Origin of the sequence: Kitasatospora sp. NPDC001527, assembly GCF_040298605.1 — a bacterium.
Classification (GTDB): Bacteria; Actinomycetota; Actinomycetes; order Streptomycetales; family Streptomycetaceae; genus Kitasatospora.
Genome location: NZ_JBEPAM010000038.1, coordinates 66,917 through 84,938 on the forward strand (window position 1 = coordinate 66,917; position 18,022 = coordinate 84,938).

At 74.3% G+C, this 18,022-nt stretch carries 17 protein-coding genes and 1 tRNA gene; 5 read left to right on the forward strand and 13 right to left on the reverse strand.

All coding sequences use genetic code 11. From position 1 onward, the window contains the following. Window positions 1-224: 224 nt before the first annotated feature. Together ABT238_RS28125 and ABT238_RS28130 are read left to right on the forward strand one after the other, a co-directional pair. The gene (locus ABT238_RS28125) at window positions 225-1,205 is read left to right on the forward strand and encodes an aldo/keto reductase (RefSeq protein WP_350569229.1); all 981 of its coding nucleotides are present in this window, start codon (window positions 225-227) and stop codon (window positions 1,203-1,205) included. Window positions 1,206-1,360: 155 nt separating this feature from the next. Next, window positions 1,361-3,568, forward strand: a complete 2,208-nt coding sequence (locus ABT238_RS28130) for an ATP-binding domain-containing protein (protein WP_350797015.1) — start codon at window positions 1,361-1,363, stop codon at window positions 3,566-3,568. A 422-nt stretch (window positions 3,569-3,990) separates the two neighbouring features. Here ABT238_RS28130 and ABT238_RS28135 read toward each other — a convergent pair whose 3' ends face one another. After that, window positions 3,991-4,599: a hypothetical protein gene (locus ABT238_RS28135; RefSeq protein ID WP_350569232.1), complete on the reverse strand. Its 609-nt coding sequence runs from the start codon at window positions 4,597-4,599 to the stop codon at window positions 3,991-3,993. 331 nt (window positions 4,600-4,930) lie between these two features. Here ABT238_RS28135 and ABT238_RS28140 point away from each other — a divergent pair, with 331 nt between their 5' ends. Further along, entirely contained in the window at window positions 4,931-5,140 is a 210-nt protein-coding gene (locus ABT238_RS28140; protein WP_037846781.1) for a DUF5703 family protein, read from the forward strand. A gap of 61 nt (window positions 5,141-5,201) precedes the next feature. Here ABT238_RS28140 and ABT238_RS28145 read toward each other — a convergent pair whose 3' ends face one another. From ABT238_RS28145 to ABT238_RS28155, 3 genes are all read right to left on the reverse strand, one after another. Continuing rightward, window positions 5,202-6,161: a chaplin gene (locus ABT238_RS28145; protein ID WP_350572316.1), complete on the reverse strand. Its 960-nt coding sequence runs from the start codon at window positions 6,159-6,161 to the stop codon at window positions 5,202-5,204. Window positions 6,162-6,405: 244 nt separating this feature from the next. Further along, entirely contained in the window at window positions 6,406-6,651 is a 246-nt protein-coding gene (locus ABT238_RS28150; RefSeq protein WP_350572317.1) for a chaplin, read from the reverse strand. A 186-nt stretch (window positions 6,652-6,837) separates the two neighbouring features. Further along, entirely contained in the window at window positions 6,838-8,184 is a 1,347-nt protein-coding gene (locus ABT238_RS28155) for a M20/M25/M40 family metallo-hydrolase (RefSeq protein ID WP_350797055.1), read from the reverse strand. 253 nt (window positions 8,185-8,437) lie between these two features. Between ABT238_RS28155 and ABT238_RS28160 the strand changes: the two genes are divergently transcribed. Together ABT238_RS28160 and ABT238_RS28165 are read left to right on the forward strand one after the other, a co-directional pair. Then, window positions 8,438-8,522 (forward strand) — tRNA-Leu (locus ABT238_RS28160). 264 nt (window positions 8,523-8,786) lie between these two features. Then, window positions 8,787-10,070: a flavin-containing monooxygenase gene (locus ABT238_RS28165; protein ID WP_350572319.1), complete on the forward strand. Its 1,284-nt coding sequence runs from the start codon at window positions 8,787-8,789 to the stop codon at window positions 10,068-10,070. A 25-nt stretch (window positions 10,071-10,095) separates the two neighbouring features. On the opposite strand, the gene ABT238_RS28170 is transcribed toward ABT238_RS28165, so the two are convergent. The 9 genes from ABT238_RS28170 to ABT238_RS28210 form a co-directional block, all read right to left on the reverse strand. Further along, window positions 10,096-11,157, reverse strand: coding sequence for a tryptophan dimethylallyltransferase family protein (locus ABT238_RS28170; RefSeq protein WP_350572320.1), 1,062 nt, complete (start codon window positions 11,155-11,157; stop codon window positions 10,096-10,098). 23 nt (window positions 11,158-11,180) lie between these two features. After that, the gene (locus ABT238_RS28175) at window positions 11,181-12,503 is read right to left on the reverse strand and encodes a cytochrome P450 (protein ID WP_350797095.1); all 1,323 of its coding nucleotides are present in this window, start codon (window positions 12,501-12,503) and stop codon (window positions 11,181-11,183) included. 11 nt (window positions 12,504-12,514) lie between these two features. Continuing rightward, complete coding sequence (locus ABT238_RS28180; protein WP_350572322.1) at window positions 12,515-13,108, reverse strand: GTP-binding protein; 594 nt, start codon at window positions 13,106-13,108, stop codon at window positions 12,515-12,517. After that, window positions 13,083-13,466 (reverse strand): DUF742 domain-containing protein, encoded by a 384-nt coding sequence (locus ABT238_RS28185; protein WP_350572323.1) that lies wholly within the window; start codon window positions 13,464-13,466, stop codon window positions 13,083-13,085. The genes ABT238_RS28180 and ABT238_RS28185 overlap by 26 nt, the downstream gene beginning before the upstream one ends. Next, window positions 13,463-13,864, reverse strand: a complete 402-nt coding sequence (locus ABT238_RS28190) for a roadblock/LC7 domain-containing protein (protein ID WP_350572324.1) — start codon at window positions 13,862-13,864, stop codon at window positions 13,463-13,465. The genes ABT238_RS28185 and ABT238_RS28190 overlap by 4 nt, the downstream gene beginning before the upstream one ends. Further along, window positions 13,861-15,120: an ATP-binding protein gene (locus tag ABT238_RS28195; RefSeq protein ID WP_350572325.1), complete on the reverse strand. Its 1,260-nt coding sequence runs from the start codon at window positions 15,118-15,120 to the stop codon at window positions 13,861-13,863. Before ABT238_RS28195 ends, ABT238_RS28190 begins: the two co-directional genes overlap by 4 nt. Window positions 15,121-15,457: 337 nt before the next feature. Next, window positions 15,458-16,936, reverse strand: a complete 1,479-nt coding sequence (locus ABT238_RS28200; RefSeq protein WP_350572326.1) for a chloride channel protein — start codon at window positions 16,934-16,936, stop codon at window positions 15,458-15,460. 142 nt (window positions 16,937-17,078) lie between these two features. Then, complete coding sequence (locus ABT238_RS28205; protein WP_350572327.1) at window positions 17,079-17,783, reverse strand: TetR family transcriptional regulator; 705 nt, start codon at window positions 17,781-17,783, stop codon at window positions 17,079-17,081. Between the two features lie 135 nt (window positions 17,784-17,918). Beyond that, window positions 17,919-18,022: acyl-CoA dehydrogenase family protein (locus tag ABT238_RS28210; protein WP_350797196.1), on the reverse strand; the 104-nt coding region annotated here is incomplete at its 5' end.

Genomic DNA, 18,022 nt, shown 5'->3' on the forward strand with positions numbered 1-18,022 from the left:
GGCCGGTAGCGGTGTTCCGGGTCACATTTCGGCCGCCGCTCCCGGCACCCCGGCCCGGTGCGGCCGACCGTGATCGTCCTGCGGGTCTGCACACCTGCCCGGGCACCGGCCGCTACGCTCAGCCGACGTGGGGCGCAGCGTCCCACCTGCGGGTTTGTCCCCGGCGCGGGTGCCGCCCGCAGCGTTCCGTCAGCACACCCACGGCCAGCGAGAGGGCCCGTCCGATGGAAAAGCGTCACCTCGGCCGCACCGGCCTGCAGGTCTCCCGGCTCGGCCTCGGCACCATGACCTGGGGTCGCGACACCGACGAGCAGGAGGCCGCCGAACAGCTCAAGGAGTTCGTCGACGCCGGCGGCAACCTCGTCGACACCGCCGACGTCTACGCCGACGGCGACGCCGAGTACCTGCTCTCCCGGCTCACCGACAGCCTGATCCCCCGCTCCGACCTGGTCATCGCCACCAAGGCGGGCAGCGTGCCGGCCTCCGGCCGCCGCTTCGACGGCTCGCGCCGCCATCTGCTCGGCGCGCTCGACGCCTCGCTGCGCCGGATCGGCACCGACTACGTCGACCTCTGGCAGGTGCACGCCTTCGACCCGGCCACCCCGGTCGAGGAGACCCTGAGCGCCCTGGACATCGCCGTCTCCTCCGGCCGCGCCCGCTACGTCGGGGTCTGCGACTTCAGCGGCTGGCAGCTCGCCAGGGCCGCCACCTGGCAGCACGCCCACCACGGCCGGGTGCCGCTGGCCGGGGCGCAGCTGGAGTACTCGCTGCTCCAGCGCGGCATCGAGCGCGAGGCCCTGCCGGCCGCCCGGGAGACCGGGGTGGGCGTGCTGGCCGGCTCCCCGCTCGGACGCGGGGTGCTGACCGGCAAGTACCGGCACGGTCTGCCGCAGGACTCGCGCGGCGCCTCGCCGTACCTGTCCGGGTTCGTCCAGCCCTACCTCGGCGAGCGGGCCCGGCGGATCGTGGACGCCGTCGCCACCGCCGCCGACGGGCTCGCCAGCAGCCCGCTGGCCGTCGCGCTCGCGTGGGTGCGGGACCGCCCCGGCGTGGCGAGCGCGCTGGTCGGGGCGCGGACCGTCGGGCAGCTGCAGGCGGCGCTGTCGGTGGAGGCGCTTACGCTTCCGGAGGAGATCCGCGGTGCGCTCGACGACATCTCGGCGCCGGTCCACCGCTACCCCGACCAGGGGTGGAGCGAGCTGTAGCGGCCGCTCGACCCCGCGACCCGAGCCTGCCCGAACCGACCGACCGCCGGACCGGCCGCCCCGCGCGGCCCCGGACCGGCCCGACCCGGCCGACCGCCCGCACCACGGGGCGGGCGGCGCCCAGCATGTGGAGTTGAGCTTTTGTGGAGCGGACGATGACTGACGCGGAGAACGGCGCTCCGGAGGGGACCCCGGCGGGCTCGGGCGGCGGCGGTACGGCCGGCGGCGCGGGTGCCGTTCCCGAGCAGACGTCGCCGGAGCGGGGCGCGGGCGAGCAGCCCGTGGAGGAGCAGAGCGGGGGCGGACAGGGCGCGGCGGACGCGGGCGAGCGGGCGGACGCCGACCCGGCGGACCGGGCGGCGGCGGTCGCGGCGCTGGCGGAGCGGGTGCGCTCGGTCGGGCGGTCCGACGGCGGCTCCGACGGCCCGGCGGCCGGGGCCCCGGCCGAGGGCGGGGCGTCCGCCGCCGGGACCGACCGGGCGGTGACCGACGAGCAGCGGGCGCAGGCGCTCCGGGCCACCGCCGAGGTGCTGACGGCGGGCGGCGCTCCCGCCGAGCTGGCCGGCGCCGCCGTGGCGGTGTTCGGCGACGGCGCGGCCGAGCAGTTGCGCGAGGACCCCTGGGCGGTGCTCACCCTGCCCGGCGTCCGTCCCGAGCACGCGGACGGCTTCGCCCGCGGCCTGCTCGGCCCGGCCGCCGGCCCCGGCGACCAGCGGCGCGCCCAGGCGCTGGTCGGCTGGCTGCTGGAGCAGGCGGCGCTGCGCGGTCACTCGGCCCTGGAGATCGGCGAAGTGACCGCCGGACTGGAGCGGCTCGGCGTGCCGGACCCCGGCGCCGCCGTCCAGGCCGCCGTGCTCGACGGCCGGGCGATGCCGTTCCAGGAGGAACTCACCGGCGCCGAGGCGCACGCGGCGGGCGGCGACGAGGAGGACGAGCCGCCGACCCGCACCCTGCTCGCCCTGGAGCGGCTCGCGCTGGCCGAGGAGAGCCTGGCCGACGGCCTGGTCCGGCTGATGTCCACCTTCGTCCCCGGCGAGGACCCGGCGGAGGTCCCGGCGCAGGGCCCGGCGGAGGACCCGGCGGAGGACCCGGAGCGCGACGCCGACGGCGACGCGTCTGCCGAGGAGGGCGCCGAGGCGGCCGAGGAGGCGCCCGTCGCCCCCGGGCCGGCCGCCTGGGAGGCCGCCGCGGCCGCCGCCCCGTCCTCCTCCGCCGCCGCCCTGATCCGGGCCGCCGCCGAGCACGCCCTCGTCCTGCACACCGGCGGCGAGGCCGCCCGCGCCGAACCGGCCGCCCTGCTGGCCGCCGCGACCGGCCTCGGCCTGCGCGCCTGGGCCGCCACCTGGACCGACCACGGCCGGGACGCCTTCACCGCGCTCGCCCCGCTCGCCGACGCCCCGGCACCGGCGCCGGTGGCCACGCTGGCCGAACTGCTCGCCGGCCCGGCCGGGCCCGGCCGGGCCGCCGACGGCACCCTCGCGCTCGACCTGCTGATCGTGCCGGACGCCCCGCTGCTGGACGTCGAGCTGGCCGCCACCCTGCTGGAGTCGCTGGCGGACGGCACCCGCCTGGTGCTCAGCGGCGACCCGGGCCAGCTCTGGTCGGCCGGCCCCGGCCGGTTCTTCGCCGACCTGCTGGCCGCCAAGGCCTGCCCGGCCGTCGCCTCCCGCACCCCCGACTTCGGCCCGATCGGCGAGCTGGTCTCCGGCGTCGGCATCGGCGAGCTGCAGCCGGTCGAGGCGCCCGACAAGGAGGTGGTCATCCTGACCGCCAAGGACGCCGGGGAGGCCGTCCACCGCGCCGTCCAGCTGCTCACCGACTCCATCCCGCGCGCCCTCGGCATCCCCTCCGAGCAGGTCGTCCTGCTCACCCCGGGGCACGGCGGCGGGGCCGGCACCCGGGCGCTGAACGCCGCCGCCAAGGCCCGGCTCAACCCCGGCCCGGGCCGGTTCGCCGGCTTCGACCCGGGCGACCGGGTCGTCGACTCGCCCGCGCCCGGCCACACCCGGACGGCCCGGGTGCTCGACGGCGACGCCACCGGTCTGCACCTGGAGTACCCGGACGGCACCCGCCGCACCGTCCCGCCCGCCGAGGCCGGAAAGCTGCGGCACGGCTGGGCGCTGACCGTCCACCAGGCTGTCGGCCGCCGCTGGCCGGGCGCGGTGGTGGTGCTGCCGGACGACGCGGCCTCGGCGCTCACCCGGCAGTGGGTGTACACGGCGTTCGGCCGCGGCGAGCGCCACCTCTCGGTGGTCCACGCCGCCGGCCAGGCGCTCCCGCAGGCCGTCGCCACCCGCCCGGCCGCACCCCGCACCACGCGGCTGCGGGCGATCCTCGCGGAGAACGCGGCCGAGTCCTTCTGACGACCGGACGGCCCGGCGTCCTGGCGTCCTGGCGTCCTGGCGTCCTGGCCTCCTGACAGCCGCCTCCGCGCGCCGCAACGGCCGCAGGGCCACCCCGGGCTTCCGGGGTGGCCCTGCGTCGTGTCCGGCCCGCAGAGCCATGAACAGGACTCATCGCTGCGGCAGAGAGCAAGCCCTGGGCGCATGGCCGGGGCCCGGCGAAGGGTGGGCGCCGCCCCGGCGGGGACCGCCGCGCCCGTCCCCGCCCCGGGAGGAACGTCCGAAACCATGCGCTCGAAGCGCCCGTTCCGGTCCGTCTCCGCCGCCCTCGCGACCGCCGTGGCCGGTCCGCTCGCCGTCACCGCCGTGCCCGGCGGCGCGCCCGCCGCCCCGCGCGCGGCGGGCGCGCGCGGGGCCGGGGACCGCGGGTCGGTCTCCGCGGGTCAGTCGTCGAGGTCCTCGTCGTCGTAGACCTCGCTCACGTCGAACCGGCAGATCAGCAGCTGCGGGTCCGCGTGCTCGAACGGCTCCGGCAGCCACTCCCCCGGCTCGCTCGGCTCGGCGGCCGCCACCCAGAGCGTGGAGTCGGCCTCCTCCAGCCCGAACTCCTCGCTGCGGGCGGCGATCTCGTCCGGCTCGAACTCGCCGAACAGCACGCCGATCGCGGCGTTCACCCCGCCGCCGTCCGAGCCTCCGCCCGGGGTCAGCGAGTCGTCCAGCCGCTCGGCCTGGGCGCGCAGCCGCTTCGGGTCGACCACGTGGTAGTCGCGGCGGATCAGCACGCTGATCGCCTCGGGCTGCTCGGGGCCGTGGTACCCGCCCGGGCCCTCGTCGCCGGGGACCTCGAAGGGGGTGACCTCGTCGTAGACCTCGTACAGGAGTTGGTCGTACGCGATGGCCGCCGTCGCGAGCTGCTCGTAGGCGGTGGACACAGCGGAATCGTCCGCTGCGCTCTGGCTTGACACCGCTTCCAGATGACGGTCGATGGCGGCCTTGACCGCCTCGGCGGCGGCGCGTACCTCGGCAATGGTGGGCTGCGCGGCATCAGACATGGTGCAGACGCTATCTCCCCTCGGTGCCGGTACGCACAGCGGTTGTCACCTACACCCGCGATTTCACCGCAACTTCCCCCGCGATGTCCGTTCCGGGTGGTTCTGTCCCCCGGGGTGCCGCCCCGCGGCGCGCGCCGGGCGCCCGCGCGGGACGTCCGCGCGGTCCGTCCGGGTGCCGCTTCGCGCGGCGCGCCGGGGGTATGCCGTCCCCAGGAGCAACGGAACTGATGCGCTGTCAGCGAGGCGCGGGGCCGGGCGGCCGAAAATACCCGGGCCCGTTGTCGGAGGCAGGCCGTAGGCTTGCTCGCAGGTGTCCCACAGGAGGAGCGTTTTGACCCCACCGAAGCCGGTCCGGCAGCCGGAGTACGAGTACCAGTCGCTGCGCATGCCGCGCGGAACGTCCCGCAACGCGGCCCGCCAACTGCTCACCGATCACGCCGAGTACGGGCACTGGGAACTGGACAGGCTCCGCCTGTTCCCGGACGGCAGCCGCACGGTGCTGCTGCGCCGGCGGATCATCCGGCAGGTACGGAGCTGGTGACGGCGGACGCGCGGCGGGCAGGCCCGCCGCGCGTCCGGTGCGTCCGGAGGGTCCGGGGTGCTCAGCGGGCGCCGGCGCGGGCGCGGCGGTAGAGGACGCCGCCACCGATCAGCAGGGCCAGGCCGGCCGCGCCGAGCAGTTCGGTGCTGCCGGCGCCGGTGGCGGCCAGCTGGTGGCCGTTCTCCGCGGTGGCCGGGGCGGCGGCGCGCGCGGCGGCCGGGACGGCCCGCTCCGCGGCCGACGGGGCGCCGGTGGGCTGCGCGGCCTCGGCCGGACCGCCCGCCCGGGCGACGCCCTCGGTGGCCGCGGCGGCGCTCTGGGTGACCGGCGGCGCGGCGGGCGGCGGCGCGTTGTGCGGGACGTGCTCCTCCGGGCAGGCCTCCTGGCAGTTCTCCTGCGGCTGGGTGGGCTTGGTGGGCTTCGCCGGCTTGGCGGGCGCCGGGGCGGCCGCGTTGACGCAGGTGTTGCCGTAGGCCGGGTTGAGGGCGCCGACCACGTCGACCGAGTTGCCGCAGGCGTTGACCGGGACGTGCACCGGCGCCTGGACGCTGTTGCCGGAGACCACGCCGGGCGAGCCCGCGGCCGTGCCGGAGGCGCTCGCCCCCGAGGCCGCCGTACCCGCACCGGCCGCGCCGCTACCCGCGCCCGTACCCGCTCCCGTCCCGCTTCCCGTGCCCGCCTGGCCGCCGCCCGCGTGCGAGCCGCCGGTCTGGCCGCCCCCGGCGTGGGCGCCGCCCGACTGGCCGCCGCCGGCGTGCGCGCCGCCGGCCGGACGCCCGGAGGTGTTGGCGCAGTTGTTGCCGAAGGCCGGGTTCAGCGCGCCGATCACGTCGATCGTGTTGCCGCAGGCGTTGATCGGCACCTCGATCGGCACCTGCACCGAGTTGCCGGAGGCGACGCCCGGCGAGCCCGCCGCGACCCCCTCCGCGCCGGCGCCCGCATAGGCGTAGCCGGCGGTCGAGGCCAGCACACTGCCGGTGGCCACGGCCGTGAGGAGCCCCTTCTTGGCTGCGTTCCTCATATTTTCCCCTGACATTTCGAGACGACGTGATGACCTCCCGAAAGTCGGAATTTCCGATCGGGCGGAGAGGTCCTCGGCTGTATGGGATAGAACGAAGGAACGCGCGCCGAGGTTGGCCGGCGGGGCTCCCATTCACCCTTTCGAGGGAGGTTTAGGACGAACCGATGGGGCGTGCCGAAAATACAAGCGCCCCCGGCACGGCGCGCACGCCGCCCGGGGGCCCGGCTCAAGGACCGACCTGGACTCAGACGTTGAAGCAGGTGTTGCCGAACGCCGGGTTCAGCACGCCGATCACGCTGATGGTGTTGCCGCAGGCGTTGACCGGCACGTGCACCGGGATCTGGATCTGGTTGCCGGACACGACACCCGGCGAGCCCGCGGCCACACCCTGCGCACCGGCACCGCCGTGGGCGGAGGCGACACCCGTCGCGGCGAGCACCAGGCCACCGGCGGCGGCGGTCACGGCGGCGATCTTCTTGACCTTCATCATTCCTCCTGTATGAACACCCGGATATCGGTTCCGGGTCGTCACAGGAAGGAACGACGTTGCGGCAAACGGGGTACGGAGCAGTCCCGCCCTTCACCCAGACCGGTGATACGACGAACAGGAAATCGATCTGTCAGAACGGCGGCGGCCCGCTCCCGGACCCTCCGGGAGCGGGCCGCCGGCCCGTGCTCAGCAGGCGTCGATGAACCGGTCCAGCACCCGCACACCGAACTTCAGGCCGTCCACCGGCACCCGCTCGTCCACGCCGTGGAACATCCCGGCGAAGTCCAGCTCCGGCGGCAGCTGCAGCGGGGCGAAGCCGAAGCAGCGGATCCCGAGGTCCTGGAAGGACTTGGCGTCCGTCCCGCCGGAGAGGCAGTACGGCACGGCGCGGGCGATCGGGTCCTCGGCGCGCAGCGCGGTCTGCATCGCCTCGACCAGGGCGCCGTCGAAGCTGGTCTCGATCGCCTTGTCCGAGTGCAGGCTCTCGCGCTTCACGCGCGGGCCGAGCACGCTGTCCAGCTCGGCCAGGAACTCCTCCTCGTAGCCGGGCAGGAAGCGGCCGTCCACGTGCGCGGTGGCCTGGCCGGGGATCACGTTGACCTTGTAGCCGGCGCCGAGCATGGTCGGCTGGGCGGTGTTGCGCAGCGTGGTGCCGATCATCTTGGCGATGCCGCCGAGCACCCGCAGCGTCTCGTCCATGTTCTCCGGGTCGAGCTCGACGCCGAGCGCGTCCGACAGCTCGTCCAGGAAGGCGCGGACGGTCTTGGTGATCCGCAGCGGGAACTGGTGCCGCCCGAGGCGGGCGACCGCCTCGCACAGCTCGGTGATGGCGTTGTCGTCGTTCTCCATCGACCCGTGCCCGGCCCGGCCCTCGACCGTGAGCCGCATCCAGTGCATGCCCTTCTCGGCCGTCTCGACCAGGTAGAGCCGGGTCCGGTCGTTGACCGTGAAGGAGAAGCCGCCGACCTCGCCGATCGCCTCGGTCACGCCCTCGAACAGGTCCGGGTGCTTGTCCACCAGGTACCGGGCGCCGTAGGTGCCGCCCGCCTCCTCGTCGGCCAGGAAGGCCAGCACCAGGTCGCGCGGGGGCTTGCGGCCGGTGCGCAGCCGGTCGCGGACGACCGCGAGGGTCATCGCGTCCATGTCCTTCATGTCGACCGCGCCGCGCCCCCAGACGCAGCCGTCCGCGATCTCCCCGGAGAACGGGTCGTACGTCCAGTCCGCCGCGTTCGCCGGCACGACGTCGGTGTGCCCGTGGATCAGCAGGCCCGGACGCGAACGGTCCTCGCCCTCGATCCGGACCACGGTGGACGCCCGGCCCTTGGCCGACTCGATGATCCGCGGTTCGAGGCCGAACTCGGCGAGCTGCTCGGCCACGTACTCGGCGGCCTTCCGCTCCCCCGGACCGGAGCCGTCGCCGTAGTTGCTGGTGTCGATCCGGATCAGATCGCGGCAGAGGTCCGCGACCTCGGACTCGCCCGTCACCTTCGGCGCCGCCGCCGCCCGCTCCGCCGACTCGCTCCGCTCGCTCACGGTCACTCCTCGTCTCTGGCCCGCACCGGCGCCCCAGCGCCACCCCCGGGACCTCCGCCGGGGCCGCACGAGCACGTCCGCCCATCCTCTCCCAGCCCCCGGGCCGGATCCACCCCCGTGAAACGCGGCGACACACCGCCGCAACCTGCGCTCCCCCGTCCGGAGCCGTTTTGGGACCGGAAGCCGATCACTGCTACAGTTACATCTGTCAGCGCGGCCGACGAACAGAAGGAAGCCGTGAGGACAACACCCCGTCCGGGTGGCGGAATGGCAGACGCGCTAGCTTGAGGTGCTAGTGCCCTTTATCGGGCGTGGGGGTTCAAGTCCCCCCTCGGACACCGCTGAGCGGGCCAGGAGAAATCCTGGCCCGCTTTTCGTGTTGCGTTCCGCCCGCCCGGCCCTGGTTGTTTTCCGGCCACGCACTTCCTGTACGCCATTGGTCCCTGTTCGACCGCCGTGACCTGAGGTTTACTTTGTCGGCGTCGCACCGCCGCAGCGCGGTGCCGACGGGGGATGGCCATGCCGGTTGATGGGAAGGTGGGTGTTCCGTGGGGAATTTCCCGGGTGGGTCGTATGCCGTTGATGTGCGCGGAGACGCGCCGGTGTGCGTCATCGGAGCGGGTCTGTCGGGCCTGGCCGCCGCGCACGCGCTCGCGGTGCGGGGCATCGATTTCGTCTGCCTGGAACAGGCTCCGGAGGTCGGCGGGATCTGGCGCAAACCCGGGGCCGGGGAGCGCGGGCCGGGCTACCGGTCCCTGCACCTGAACACCGCCAGGGAACTCACCGGCTACGCCGCCTTCCCGATGCCGGACAGCTACCCGGCCTATCCGCGACACGACCAGATGGCCGCCTACCTGCGGGCCTTCGCCGAGTGGGCGGGGCTGCTGCCGCGCGTCGAGTTCGGCACCGAGGTGCTGTCGGTCCACCAGGACACCGACGGTTCCTGGCTGGTCGCCACCCGCGACGCACGGGGGGACTGCGCCACCCGGCGGTTCGCGCGGGTGGTCGTCGCCACCGGCGCCAACGCGGAGCCGCAGCTGCCCGACCCGGTGCCGGACGGCGCCGAGTCGTTCACCGGCCGGATGCTGCACGCCGTCGACTACCTGGAGGGCGACGGGTTCCGCGGGCAGCGGGTGGTCGTGGTGGGCCTCGGCGCCTCGGCCGTGGACATCGCCGCGGACCTCTCCCGGCACGCCTCCCGGACGGTGCTGTCGGTCCGCCGGGGGCTGCACGTCGTCCCGAAGCAGCTCTTCGGCATATCGTGCGACGTCATCGCCGAGGAGCCGTGGTTCACCGGGATGTCGCTGGCCGAGCGGCGCGAGTACATCGAGCAGGCCCTGATCGTCGCCCGCGGCCGGCTCTCGGACTACGGCCTCCCCGAGCCCGACCACCCGATCTTCTCCTCCGCCGTGACCGTCTCCGACGAGATCTTCACCCGGATCCGGCACGGCGCGGTGACCCCGAAGCCGGGGATCGAATCCTTCGCCGGGAGCGTGGTCCGGTTCACCGACGGGTCCGAGGTGGAGGCCGACGCGGTGGTCTGGTGCACCGGCTACCGGATGTCCTACCCGTACCTGCCCGCCGGCTGGCCGGTCGGCCCGAGCGGCCGGGTGGAGCTGTACCGGCGGATCGTCGTGCCCGACCGGGCCGGCCTGTACTTCGTGGGGCTGATCCGGCCGGTCGGATCCATCACCCGGGCCCTGGAGGCCCAGGCGGACTGGGTCGCCCGGCTCGTCGCCGGCGAGGCGGCGCTGCCGTCCGAGGACGTCATGCGCAAGGAGATCGACGAGTACCTGGCCGGCATCGCCGCGCGCTACGGGCAGGGGCTCGGCGCCTCCGTCCAGATCGACGTGGTGCCCTACGTGGAGGAGTTCCGCACGCCGTAGCCCCTGCCCGGGTGGCCCTGTCCGGTCAGCCGGACGGCGGCCGGACGGCGTAGGCCTCCGCGGAGAGGTACGCCGTGAGCCGGGCCGGCAGGCCCCGCTGGTGGGCGAGCGCCAGGTAGGCGATCAGCCCGGCGCCGTCCTGCGGCCGCCGCCCGGTGAGGGAGGGCAGGGCGCGCAGGAGCGGGGCCGGGTCCATGCCGTGCCGGCCGAGCAGGGCCACCGCCCGGTCCAGCGCCTCGCCGTCGTGCGGGGCGTAGTCGCGCACCGGGACGTGCAGGGTGAAGCCGCTCGGCCGGTCGTCCTGCGCGTCGGTGAAGACGTGGCAGGACAGCACCGGCAGCCCGGAGAGCCGGTCGTCGGCGCTCCCGGTGCCGGCGGCCGTGGCGGCGAACTCCCGCAGCACCTCCGCCGTCGGCCCGGCGGCCATCCGGGACAGCCCGCCGACCGCGCCGGCTGGCAGGCCGGGGTGGCGGACGTAGACCTTGACCCGGGGCTGCTCCCAGTCGCCGAGGTCCAGGGCGAAGAACGGGTAGCCGTCACCCGGCGGCAGCGCCGCGAACGCCCGCGGGTGGCCGAGCCGGTCCAGCGCCTCGCGCACCGTCGTGGCGGCCCGGTCGGCGCCGCGGGCGGCGGGGTTCAGGTACACCTTGACCCTGGGGACGCCGCCGGGGCGCAGCTCCAGGGCGCACCACAGGGCCAGCGGCCCCTCCGGGGCGGGCGGCAGGAAGAGGTCCTCCAGCTTGTCCAGCCAGGTGGTGGAGAAGCCCCAGCGCCGGGACATGGCACGGACCGCGTCGAGTCCGGCGCGGCCGTTCTCCTCCAGGCCGGCGGTGCCGCAGCCGGGCTCCAGCAGCACCCGCAGGTCGGGCGGGCCGTCCGGCCGGAAGGAGAGCGAGTACTCCACCGGCGTGTGGTCGTCGGACAGGAACGTCCGGCCGGACGGCGGCAGGTCCAGCCGCCGTCCGGCCTCCGGGCCCAGGGCCCCGGTGAGGACGTCCGCATAGGTCCGCGCGTCGTCCGCCGAGAGGCTCGCGACCTCGCACAGGCCCCGCAGTTGACCCGCGGTGAACTCCCCGAGCGTCAGCACGCCCGGTCTTTCCGGTTTCCCGGTCACTTGGCCAGCCAGCTGAGGAAGGAGCTCCACAGCCCGCGCTCCTTGCGGGCTCCCGCGGAGTGGTCCTCGCGGGTGGCCGCGGCCTGACGGGTCGCCGTGGCGGGCCGCGGCACCTCCTGGACCGGGGTGAACCGGGTCGGCAGCGCGGACAGCGCCCGGCTGAACGGGCCCGGGCGCCAGGTCAGGCTGTCCACCGGCACGGCCAGTTCGATGTCCGGCAGCCGGTTGAGCAGGTTCTCGATGGCCGTCACGGTGATGTGCCGGGCGGGCTCCTTGGAGGGGCAGGCGTGCGGGCCCGCGCTCCACGCCAGGTGCGCCCGGTTGCTGCCGGCCCCGCCGGTGTTGGCGGCCGCGATGCTGACCAGCACCAGGTCGCCGGCGTTCAGCTTGGTGCCGGCGAACTCCATGTCGGCCGCCGGGTAGTGCGGCGCGTAGTTGGTCAGCGGCGGGTTGCCCCAGAGCGTGTCGTCGAGCGCCTCGGCGATCAGGCCGCCCTTGTGGGCGTACTGGTCCTGGGTGAGCAGCAGGTGCAGCGTGTTGCCGATGAGGTTGCGCAGCGGCTCGGCGCCCGCGCCCAGGAGCAGGGCGAGCTGGTGGACCATCTCCTCGTTGTCGAGGGCCGCCTCGTGCTGCATCAGCCACGAGGTGACGTCCTCGCCCGGCCTGGTCCGCTTGAGGGCCACCAGGTCGGCCGCGGCCTGCATCAGGACGTCGGCGGCGCGGGCGGCGTTGACGCCGTCGAACATGCCGGAGATGCCGAACAGCACCCGGTCGCCGATGTCGGCCGGGCAGCCGAAGAGCTCGTTGAAGACGAACAGCGGCAGCTGCTTGGAGTACTCGCCGACCAGGTCGGCCGAGCCGCGGGCGCTGAACTGGGCGATCAGGTAGTCGGAGATCTGCCCGATGCGCTGGGTGAGCCGGCGGGTGTCGATCCGGGCGAGGCTGTCGGTGACCGCCTGGCGCAGCCGCAGGTGCTCGACACCGTCGCTGAACATGCAGTTGGCCCGGTAGGCCAGCAGGGGCAGGACCGGGCTGTCGGCGGGGATCCGGCCCTCGTTGAGGTCGCGCCAGCGGCGCGAGTCCTTGCGGAAGGAGGCCGGGTCCTGCAGCAGTTGCAGCGCGGCGGTGTAGTCGGTGACGAGGGTGGCCTCGACGCCCGGGGCGAGTTCGACCGGCGTGGTCGCGCCGAACTGGCGCATGTAGGCGTAGTAGGCCTGCGGGTCGGCCGCGAACTGCGAGCCGTAGAGGGGTATGCGTTCGCCGGTGCCGTGGGCGGGGCACCCGGGCGGGGGCACGAGTGCGGTGGACTCAGCGTCCATTTTCTTTGCTCCTAGTGGACACGGTCCAGCAAGTGACGGACCAGTCTGATCAATGCTTCGGCGGAGGACTTCTCGTCGCGGGCGTCGCAGGTGACCACGGGGGTGTCGTCCAGCAGGTCCAGCGCCTCGCGCAGGGCTGCCTCCTGGTAGACCGGCGTGCCGTCGAAGCGGTTGACGGCGATCGCGTAGTCGAGGCCGTACTGCTCGATGAGGTCGATCACGGCGAAGGAGTCGGCCAGCCGGTCGGGGTCGACCAGCACCAGCGCCCCGAGCGCGCCGCGTGCCATGTCCTCCCACATCTGCACGAAGCGCAGCTGTCCCGGGGTGCCGAACAGGTACAGCACGACGCGGTCGCTGAGGGTCAGCCGGCCGAAGTCCATGGCGACGGTCGTGGTGGTCTTGCTCCTGACCCCCTTGAGGTCGTCGACCGCCTCCCCGGCCCGCGTCATGGTCTCCTCGGTGGACAGCGGGGTGATCTCGGAGATCGAGCCGATGAAGGTGGTCTTGCCGACCGCGAAGTGCCCGACCACGAGGATCTTCACGGCGGTCTGGTTGGCTCCGTCGCGGACGTAGGCCCGCTCATCCAAACTTGGCCTCAAGTCCATGCAGCACCTCCTCAAGGATGCGCGTGTCCACCAGGGAGGCACGCTCGACGGGCGGCCGCACGAGCAGGAAGCCGCCTTCGGTGAGGCCCGAGAGCAGGATCCTCACCACGCCCAGGGGCAGCCGGGTGTGCCCGGCGATCTCGGCCACCGTGAGGTAGCCCGCCGCACATAACTCGAGCAGGCCCTGCTCCTCGGGGGAGAGTCTGCGGCTGGGGCGCTGCTGATCGCCGGCCGCCGCCGTGACCAGGGTGACCAGGGAGAGCTGCTGGTCGTCCGGCAGCCCCCGCCCCTTGGTGATGACGTAGGGCCGCACCAGGGGCGGGGCGGCGTCGGGCGCCTGCTCACCGTGCCTGGTCATGGGCGCACGCCGAGGTTCTCGCGCGGGGGCGCCATGAGCGCCTTGCCCAGCTGGCCGACGAGCTGCTGCATCCGGAAGGTGATGTCCGCCATGTCGACGTCCGGGGAGGCCGAGACGCCGAGGTAGGCGCCCTGGCCGGCGGAGATGAGGAAGACCCAGCCGCCGTCGAACTCCACCAGGGTCTGCCGCCACTGCTGCTGGGAGCCGTTGCAGAAGAACGCGAGCGATCGGCTCAGCGACTGCACTCCGCTCATCCCGGCGGCGACCCGGTCCGCGTCGTCCTTGCCGATCTCCTTCGTCCGGGCCATCAGCAGGCCGTCCGCGGATATCAGGACCGCGTGCAGGGCTCCGGGAATCTCCAGGGCACTGTCAAGCATCCATGACAGATCGTTGTTCACGGGTACTCATGTCCTTCACTGCTTGCAGCGGTTGCGCTGCTCGTCGTTTCCGCGGCGTCCGGATTCGTGGCCCGGCCGGACTGGGTGCCTCGCTGGAAGGCGCCCATGATCGCCGCCGTCTCCGCGCCCGAGCGGACCGGTGCCCCGGTGGCCGGAGCGCCGAAGCTCTGGCCCGCGAAGCTCTGGCCGCCGAAGCCCTGGGTGGCGAAGCCCGGTGCCCCGAAGCCCTCGGCACCGACGGGGGCCGGCTCGGCGGGGACGACGGACATCGGCCGCTTGCGGCGACGCTTCGGCAGGCCGTCGGGCCCGGTGGCACTCGCGGTCGGCGCGGCCTCGAACGGATTGCGGGCCGCCTCGGCGGCTCCGGGGCCGGTCTGAGCCGGCTTCTGCTCCGGCATCGCGGTGAGGAGTTCGTGCGGCAGGAGGAGAACCGCGCGCACACCGCCGTAGGGGGAGGAGGAATCCACGGAAACCTCGAAGCCGAAGCGCTCGCTGAGCACACCGGCCACCGCGAAACCGAACTGCGGCGGGTTTCCGAGCGAGGAGACCCCGAGGGCCCGCTCGCTCGACAGGAGCCCTTCCGCCCGGGTGCGCTCCTCGTCGTTCATGCCGATACCGGCGTCGTCGACGACGATGCAAATACCCTTCGGCACGGTGCGGATATTGATTTCCACCATCGTGTCGGGGCTGGAATAGCTGGTAGCATTGTCGAGAAGTTCGGCGAGCGCGAGCGCCACCGGTTCGACGGCCCGGCTGGTGATTCCGTAATCGACCTGGGAGAGAATCTCCACCCGCCGGAAATGCCGGATGCGGCCCTGCGCACTGCGGACCACGTCGTAGATCGAGGCCACCTCGCGCTGCCGGCCGAGCCAGCCGTCGCACAGCACGGCGATGGACTGGGCACGCCGGCCGAACTGCGAGTTCGTGTGGTCGATCTCCAGGAGGTCCTCCAGGATGACCGAGTCGCCGTACTTGTTCTGCAGCCGGGAAATGACCAGCTGCTGCTCGGCGGCGAGGCCCTGGAGGGTTCGCATGGCGGACTTGAGGACCGTCTTGGTCTCCTCGTCGGCGCGCACGTGAGCCGCCTCGACGGATTGCGAGAAATCGCTCTCCAACGCGGCGTAGTGGGCTCTCAGCCCCTCGGACTCCCGGCGCGCGGACGCTGCCGCCCGGCGCTGGAGGACAATGACGGCGATTGCGCCGAGGAGGACGACGAGAAGAGCCCAGAGAATGGGATTCTGCAGGGAATGCGTCATAGGACTCTCTTCAGGAGAGTGGCGGCCAGCTGCTGAATTACCGTCAAAGCGGGGGTGGGCCGGCGGGCGTCCGCACCGGGTTCACCGCCCGGACTGCCCCTGGTGACCTTCCGTCTCACACCCGCCCGATCCCCCCGGCAAGCGCCGTGATCATATCATCGGATGAAACGCCCTCCGCAGCCCACCATCAGGGCCGCGCAGTTGACGTGCGCTCAGTTCGAACTGAAACGAACACCGCCCCCTGAGCGCTTGCGGCGCCCATTCGACCAGACCATGACACCGTGGGCAAACGCCCTGCTCCTGCCGTTGGTTCAACGCGGGCCGGTGGCGTCCGGGTTCAGCGGGGCCCGCTCGCCGGAGCGGGCTCCGGGGCAGGAGCCGGGGCGGCGGTCCGCCCGCGGTGACCGCGCACCAGCTCGCCGGCGACGAACGCCGTCACGGCGGTGACCAGCAGCAACGGGAGCAGATCGGGTGCCTCGGCCCCCAGCAGCGCCGTCGCCAGCACCGTGCTGGTGACCGGCAGCCGGGTGACCGCGGTGGCGGAGGCGGCGAGGCCGACGGCCAGGCCCGGAGCGGTGCCGAGGCCGGGCAGCGGGGCGCAGGCCAGCCCGACGGCGGCGCCGATCAGCACCGCCGGGAAGATCGGGCCGCCGCGCAGGCTGCCCAGCGCGATGCCCCAGGCCGTCGCCTTGCAGAGCGTCAGCGCCAGCAGCGCGAACACCGACCAGGCGGCCGGGTCCGCGGCCAGCGTCCCCAGGGTCGCCTGGCCGGAGAGCGCCGCCTCCTGCGGCGAACGGCCGGTCAGCAGCGCGTACGCGGAGATGCAGGCGCCGACCGCGACGGCGCACAGCACCGTGCGCACCGCCGTCCGCCACGCGGTCGGCGGCGCCTCGGCCGGATCCGGACCGCCGGTGGTGAACGCCTTGACCCGCCGGCCCAGCGTCTGCCCCGCCACGCAGACCACCGCGACGACGGCGGCGACCGGCACGCCCCACAGGAAGTCGCCAGGGTCCGGGGTCCCGCTGTGCGGCACCGAGGGCAGCGCGAGCGCGCCGATGGAGAGTCCCGTCCAGTGGCCGAAGCCGGTGAAGACCAGCGCGCCGACGCCGCTGGCCAGCAGGCACGGCATGATCAGCAGCAGGAGCCTGGGCCCGCCGAGGCCGGCCGCCTCGATCATCATCACGGCGGCCACCAGCGGGCTCCCGAAGATGGTGGAGATCGCCGCCGTCGAACCGGCCGCGCCGAGCACCGGCACCAGCTGCGGCCGGGCCGCCCGGCGGGCCGGGCGGACGGCGAGCAGCGCCAGCCCGCCGCCCATCGCCATCAGCGGTGCCTCCGGACCGAGCACCGCGCCGAGCGGCAGGCAGGCGAGCGCCGCCAGGACGACGCCGGGCACGGCCTCCGGCGGAGCCGGCGGACCGCCCAGGCCGTCCACCGGGATGTGTCCGCCGCGGCCGGGCAGCCGGGTGACGACCGGGGCCAGCAGCAGGCCGGCCAGCAACAGCGCGGGCAGCGGCCACCACCAGGGCGCGCGGTCGTGGCCGAGGGCGTCCGGCAGGCTCTCCCAGACCCAGTGCTGGAGCTGGTGCTCCAGGCCGACGAACCAGAAGGCCGCCAGGGAGACGGGGACGCCGACCAGGGCGGAGATCAGCAGCAGGCCCAGGTAGCCCTTGGTCAGCAGCACCTGACGCAGGGCCGGGGCGGGCGCCCGGTCGGGGGCCGCCGCCGCGACGGGGCCGGCGCCGGTGGCCGGGGCGGGGCCGGTGGCCGGCGCCGGGTCCTCGGTGCCGCCCGGACCAGCGCTGGGCTCCGGCATCGTCCGCCTCCGTCGCGTTCCCCGCGCCGGTCCCGCTCCGGCCGCGTCCTGCGACCGAGTCTCGCCCGCACCCGGGGGACCCGCACGCAACCCCGGGTGCGGCCGCGCGCCGATTGCGCCGTCCGGGTGAACGGCCGAGGGGTCAGTCCCGGTGGACCTGCCGGGCGTCCCCGAGCGCGCTCTCGATGCCCTGCACCATCCGCCACAGCGGCGCGCGGCGGCTGGCGACCAGCACCACGACGTCGTCCTGCTCCCCCGCCCCGGTGCCCTCGCGGGCGCCGCCGGTGCCGGGGCGCTCGCTCCAGGTGTCGGTGACGAAGGACATCGCGCGGTCCACCTCGGCCATCCAGTCGCTCTCCCCGCCCGAACGCAGCCAGGTGCGCAGGGCGTGGTTGTGCGCGGCGACCACCGCGGCGGCCACCACGTCGGCCCGCAGCGGCCCGTCCGGGCGCTCGGCGAAGCGGCCGCGCAGGTAGTGCGCGAGGGTGTGCTCGTAGCGCCAGACCACGGACAGCTCGTAGGCGCGCAGGCCCGGGACCTTGCGGGTGAGGCGGTAGCGCTGGACGGAGAAGGACGGCTGCTCGGCGTACATCCGCAGCACGAGGCGGGCGGCGTCGCCGGCGTGCCGGACCGGGTCCTCCTCGCCGGTGCCGGATTCCAGGAACTCCGTCATGTCGGCGAGGCCGCGCTCGTGGTCGGGGAAGACCACGTCCTCCTTGGCCGGGAAGTAGCGGAAGAAGGAGCGCCGGCCCACTCCGGCGAGCGAGACGATGTCGTCGATCGTGGTCTGCTCGAAGCCGCGCTCCAGGAAGAGCTCGAAGGCGGCGGCGACCAACGCCTCGCGCATCGCGGGCTTCGGGTGCCCGTCGTTCATGGGCCGGTCCTGCTCTTCCTTCTCGCTCATTCCCGGAACATAGCATCGGCCTCGAACACCCGGACCGGGCCGCGGACGGCCGGCCCGGGTGCCCGGGCGCGGCAGGGGTTACGGCAGGTTGCGGGCCATCACGACGCGCTGGATCTGGTTGGTGCCCTCGTAGATCTGCGTGATCTTCGCGTCCCGCATCATCCGCTCCAGCGGATAGTCCC